Here is a 1,628-nt window from a genome sequence, read left to right as displayed (position 1 = left end):
GGTCTTGACGAGTGCGACCTGTTGACCTGCTGGTTTGTTTCGGTTGCTGGGCTGATTTGCGCACTAAATGGGGTCGTAGAGTGGCCGGGTGGCGTACGTGCGCACGGTAAAGACGGCCTCGGGGGCGACGGCGGTGCAGATCGTGCACTCGTCGCGGCGGGGCTCGCGCGATATCGAGCACGTCGGCTCGGCGCACGACGACGCCGAGGTGGAGCTGCTGGAGGCAGCCGCGCGGCAGCGGTTGGCCGCCGGTCAGGGCGAGCTCGACCTCGGCCTCGAGTCCGCTGGCCAGGCAGGCGGCAAGGCTGGTGGGCCGTTGCCGATCACCTCGTCGCGGATGGGACACCTGTGGGACGCACTCTCGCAGGCGTATGACGCGCTGGGCTTCGATGTCGCCGCCGAGGGCGACGAGGTGTTCCGAGGGCTGGTGTTGGCGCGGATCATCGAGCCGACCAGCAAGGTGGACTCGCTGCGGGTCCTCGACGAAGTCGGGGTGGTCGCGCCGTCGTATCGGACGGTGAACCGTCGCCTGCCGGTGTTCGCCGCCGATACGTGGCGGGAGCGGATCGCTGCGGCGTGCGCCGCCCATGCCGGGCTCGGGCCAGCGAGCCTTGTTCTCTACGACGTCTCCACGCTGTACTTCGAAACGGATTCCGGGGATGGATTCCGCGAACCGGGCTTTTCCAAGGAACGCCGGCTGGAGCCGCAGGTCACCATCGGGCTGCTCACCGACGCGGCCGGGCGCCCGTTGATGGTCCACGCCTTCGAGGGCAACAAGGCCGAAACCGCCACGATGCTGCCGACGATCCAGGCGTTCATGGCCGCCCACCGGCTGGCCGATGTGACCGTGGTGGCGGATGCGGGCATGGTCTCCAAAGCCAACCAGGCCGAGCTCGAACGAGCGGGGTTGTCGTTCATTCTCGGCATGCGTATCCCCGAGGTGCCTCACGTGGTGGCCGAGTGGCGCCAGCAGCACCCCGACACGGAGATCGAAGACGGGCAGATCTTCACCCAGCCCTGGCCCGCCGGATCCACCGACAACCGCCGTGACCAGGTGATCTACTACCAATACAAGCGTGATCGGGGCCGCCGGACGCTGCGCGGCATCGACGAACAGATCGCCAAAGCCGAAAACGCCGCCGCCGGCAAGGCCGCGGTCAAGCGCAACCGGTTCCTCCAACTGTCCGGTGCGACCAAGACCGTCAACCGCGACCTGGAAGCCAAGGCCCGCGCCCTGGCTGGCCTGAAGGGCTACGTCACCAACCTCGACGGCGCGACCGCTGAGTTCGTCATCGGCTCCTACCACCGGCTGTTCCAGATCGAAAAGTCGTTTCGAATGTCCAAACATGACCTCCAGGCCAGGCCGATCTATGCCCGCAAACGCGACTCCATCGAGGCCCACCTGACCATCGTCTTCGCCGCCCTCGCCGTGTCTCGCTGGATCGAAGACGCCACCGGCTGGTCGATCAAGAAGTTCGTCCGCACCGCCCGCCGCTACCGAACCGTCCAGATCCAGGCAGGCGAGCAGACCATCACAGCCGCCGACCCGCTACCCGACGACCTCCAACACGCGCTCGACGCCATCAACACGGCCAGCCAGCCTACGCACTAATCTGGCAAAACTCGGG

At 66.9% G+C, this 1,628-nt stretch carries 1 protein-coding gene; it reads left to right on the top strand.

Features of this window, described 5'->3' with window-relative positions; all coding sequences use genetic code 11:
- The first annotated feature begins 88 nt into the window (after positions 1–88).
- The gene (locus tag CHB84_RS22130; RefSeq protein WP_089303571.1) at positions 89–1,612 is read left to right on the top strand and encodes an IS1634 family transposase; all 1,524 of its coding nucleotides are present in this window, start codon (positions 89–91) and stop codon (positions 1,610–1,612) included.
- The last annotated feature ends 16 nt before the right edge of the window (positions 1,613–1,628 follow it).

It is taken from the genome of Haloechinothrix alba (assembly GCF_900188115.1).
Taxonomy (GTDB): domain Bacteria; phylum Actinomycetota; class Actinomycetes; order Mycobacteriales; family Pseudonocardiaceae; genus Haloechinothrix; species Haloechinothrix alba.
The sequence above is the reverse complement of the archived record's forward strand: the minus strand, read 5'-3'. Positions and strand labels throughout refer to the sequence as shown.